General features: G+C 69.9%; 3 protein-coding genes. All 3 read left to right on the top strand.

Features of this window, described 5'->3' with window-relative positions; translation table 11 throughout:
• On the top strand, positions 1 to 492 hold a 492-nt coding region (locus VKG64_09845), incomplete at its 5' end, for an amidohydrolase family protein (protein HKB25343.1).
• Positions 485 to 2,968, top strand: coding sequence for a tetratricopeptide repeat protein (locus VKG64_09840; GenBank protein ID HKB25342.1), 2,484 nt, complete (start codon positions 485 to 487; stop codon positions 2,966 to 2,968). The genes VKG64_09845 and VKG64_09840, both read left to right, overlap by 8 nt.
• Positions 2,913 to 3,534, top strand: a 622-nt coding sequence (locus VKG64_09835; GenBank protein ID HKB25341.1) for a polyprenyl synthetase family protein, incomplete at its 3' end; no start/stop codon positions are given. The genes VKG64_09840 and VKG64_09835, both read left to right, overlap by 56 nt.

Genomic DNA, 3,534 nt, shown 5'->3' with positions numbered 1-3,534 from the left:
GCGGAGCTGGGCGCGCTGTCCGCCGACCACCTCGCGGCTATTTCCGACGCCGGGATTCGCGCGCTCGCCGCGAGCGATACGGTCGCTGTCCTCCTGCCCGCCACGATGGTCTTCCTCGGCAGCCGGCGGCAAGCGCCGGCGCGGCGCCTGGTCGAGGCTGGGGCGGCCGTCGCGCTCGCCACGGACTTCAACCCCGGCTCGTCGCCCACCGTCAGCCTGCCGCTCGTGATGGTGCTGGGCGTGTCGCAACTCGGCTTGCGGCATGCTGAAGTCCTGACCGGCGTGACCGTGAACGCCGCCGCCGCGCTGGGACTTGCAGCCGATCGGGGTCAGCTCGCGCCGGGATTTCGTGCCGACCTGGTCTCGTGCGACGTGTCAGATTGGCGGGAAGTCGCGTACTGGATGGGCGCGAACCTCGTAACCGCCGTCTGGACAGGCGGTTCCGCTTGTCCCCTCTGGCCAGCGCCCATATCTTTAGGGCCCCATGTCTAAGCTTGAGAGGCAGAAGGACAAGGCCAAGAGCCTTGAGGCCCGGGACCCCAAGGGGGCGGCCGAGGCGTGGCTTCAGGTTCTCAAGGACCAGGATGAAGAGGGGGACCCGAACCCCGATCTCTCGATCTACAACCGTATCGGCGACCTGTACCTCAAGCTCAAGGACCCGCATCAGGCCGCCGACTACTACGACAAAGCGGTCGACAAGTACGCCGAGCTCGGCTTTCACAACAACGCCATCGCGATGTGCAACAAGGTGCTCCGCAACGCCCCCGGGCGGCAGAACACCTATTTGAAGCTTGCCAAGCTATACGCCGCGAAGGGGTTCATGGGTGAGGCGAAGCAGAACTTCCTCGAATTCGCCGAACGGATGCAGAAGGCCGGGAAGATCCAGCAGGCATTCGCGGCGTTGAAGGAGCTGGCCGAGATCTCGGCTGAGAGTGCGCACCTGCGGGAGCTGCTCGAGGAGCACCTGCGGATGTACGGCGCTCCGGACCGTCGCTCGGCGAGCGGGGCGGCGGCGCCGGCGGACCCCGTCAAGGAGGATCTCACGAAATCGGGGAGGCACAAGACGTCGAGCCTCGTGTTCCTCGATGTCGATGAGCCGCCGGTCTCGAAGCAGATGGGGCCGGTGCGGGTCACGCCACCGCCACGACCCGCGCCACCCCCCGCACCGGCGCCCGCGCTCGACGCCGCGGAGCCGGTGGACGGGTTGATCGGGACGCCGGAGCCCGAGCCCGACACGTCACTCGCCGTCGAGTCGACGAGCCTGGCCGAGGAGGAGGAGTCCCCAACCGCCGGGCCTCCGTCGGGCACGCTCGAGGGGTTCGAGACGACGCGCGTGGAGTTCGGGGACGTGAGCCTCGATGCCGCGAGCGCCCCGTCGCTCCGCGAGGACGTGACCGCGGACGACGTGGGGCCGATAGCGGAGCTCGAGCCGACCGTGACGGAGGAGGCGAGCGCCGCCGAGGCCGACACGGCACCCGAGCCGTTGCTCGACACCGACCTCGGGCTCGGCGCCGCGCCGCCCGCGCGCCGTGCGCCCTTCGCCCCGACCCGGCCCGCCGCGCCCGCCGCGCCTGCGCGCCCGGGGGTCGACGAGCCCCGGCCGGGCGGCGGCAGTCGGCCGCCGCTCCCCAAGTTCGAGCCGCGCCGCCCCGAGCCCGCGAAAGTCGCCCCGGTCGTGCCGAAGCGCCCGGCCGTGGGGCCGCCGCCCAAGCGCAAGACGGTTGTGGAGGTGCCACCGCTCGAGCTCGAGGCCGATTTCACGCCCGCGGCCGAGATCGAGATCGACAGGAACGCGCGGGCCGCGCCGGGCCGGCGCCGGGCGGCGATCGATCTCGGGCTCGATGGCGTGGTGAACGCGGACGATGCGGGCGACGCGCTCATGTTCGCGAAGATCGAGGAGTCGCGGGACCTCACCCCGATCGAGGACCTCGAGGCCCGCGTTGCCGACGATCCCGATGATCCCGAGGCGCACCAGCGGTTGGGTGAGGCGCTGGTCGAGACCGGTGAGCGCGCGCGTGGCATCGAGGAGCTCGACCTCGCCACCACCGGGTTCGAGAACCGCGGCAACCTCGTCCATGCGCGCGACCTGGTGGACGAGATCCTGCGGCTCGATCCCAACAGCGTGCGGCACCGGCAGAAACACGTGGAGTTCGCGTTCAAGTCGGGCGACAAGGCGAGGCTGATCGACGCCTACCTGGAGCTCGCCGACACCTTGCTGCGCAGCGACCTGCCCGACAAGGCCCGAGCCGTGTATCAGCGCGTCGCCGAGCACGACCCCGGGAACGCCCGCGCCGCCGCGGCGCTCTCGATGTTCACCCCGGTCGCGGCGCCGCCGCCTGACCCGAAGGCCAAGGGCAAACCGGCGCTGCGGGATGCGGAAGGGAAGACCGCTCCCCGGGACGCGAAGATGAAGGTGCGCCAGGACGCGGCAGACGCCGGGGACTTCGTCGACTTGAGCGCCATGATGCTCGAGGAGCAGCCGCCCGCGCGGGACACCCGCATGAAGGTGGCCGACGAGGAGCCCACGGGCGACGAGGAGCAGGATTTTCAGGGCATGCTCGCCCGCTTCAAGCAGGGGATCGACGAGAACATCGACGAAGCCGACTTCCAGGCCCACTACGATCTCGGCGTGGCGTTCAAGGAGATGGGCCTGCTCGATGAGGCCATCGGCGAGCTCCAGAAGGCATTGCGGGCGCCCGAAGGGAGGCTCCGCAGCTCGGAGGCGTTGGGCGTGTGCTTCGTGGAGAAGGGTGCCCACGTGGTGGCGGAGTCGATCCTGCGGCGTGCGCTCGAGCTGCCCGCCTCGGGCGACCAGGAACGGCTCGGCATCCTCTACTGGCTCGGCCGGGCGCTCGAGGAGCAGGGCAAGCGGGCCGAGGCGCGGGAGTTGTACGGGCGCGTGTTCGCGGTGGATGTCCGCTTCCTGGACGTCGGCGCGCGCAGCAAAGCCCTCGCGAAGGCGAAGTGACGTGAGCCAACAGATCGCCCGGGCTTCGCTCTCCGACGTACAGCAGCCCGTGGCGGAGGAGCTCGAGCAGGTCGCCCTCGAGCTACGGCGCATCATCGCGGCGGACTTCCCAATCGCGGCCGAGGTGAACGCGCACCTCTTACGCATGAAGGGCAAGCTGTTCCGACCGACCCTGATGCTACTCGCCCACCAGGCCGCCGGCGCGGCGGATCCGCGAGTCGTGACGCTCGCCGCCGTCGTGGAGCTGATCCACCTCGCCACGCTCGTGCACGACGATTCGGTGGATCATTCGGCGTTGCGCCGCGGCATGCCGACGATCAACGCACTGTTCTCGCACCAGGTCGCGGTGATCATGGGGGACTACCTCTACTCCCGGGCGATCATCGAGCTCGTGCGCCTCGCGGACTTGGAGCCGCTTCGCGTGCTCGCCCGCGTCACGAACGAGATGACGATCGGCGAGATGCGCCAGCTCGAAGCCCACGACAAGCTCTCCTACGGAGAGGCGCAGTATGACGAGCTCATCCGGGCGAAGACCGCGTCGCTCTTGTCGGGCGCGTGCGAAGTCG

It is taken from the genome of Candidatus Methylomirabilota bacterium (assembly GCA_035260325.1).
Classification (GTDB): domain Bacteria; phylum Methylomirabilota; class Methylomirabilia; order Rokubacteriales; family CSP1-6; genus AR19.
This window is presented reverse-complemented; position numbering and strand designations above follow the sequence as displayed.

Excerpts from the sequence above, each read along its gene's own strand:
- VKG64_09840 (HKB25342.1), top strand. The coding sequence starts at position 485 with ATGTCTAAGCTTGAGAGGCAGAAGGACAAGGCCAAGAGCCTTGAGGCC.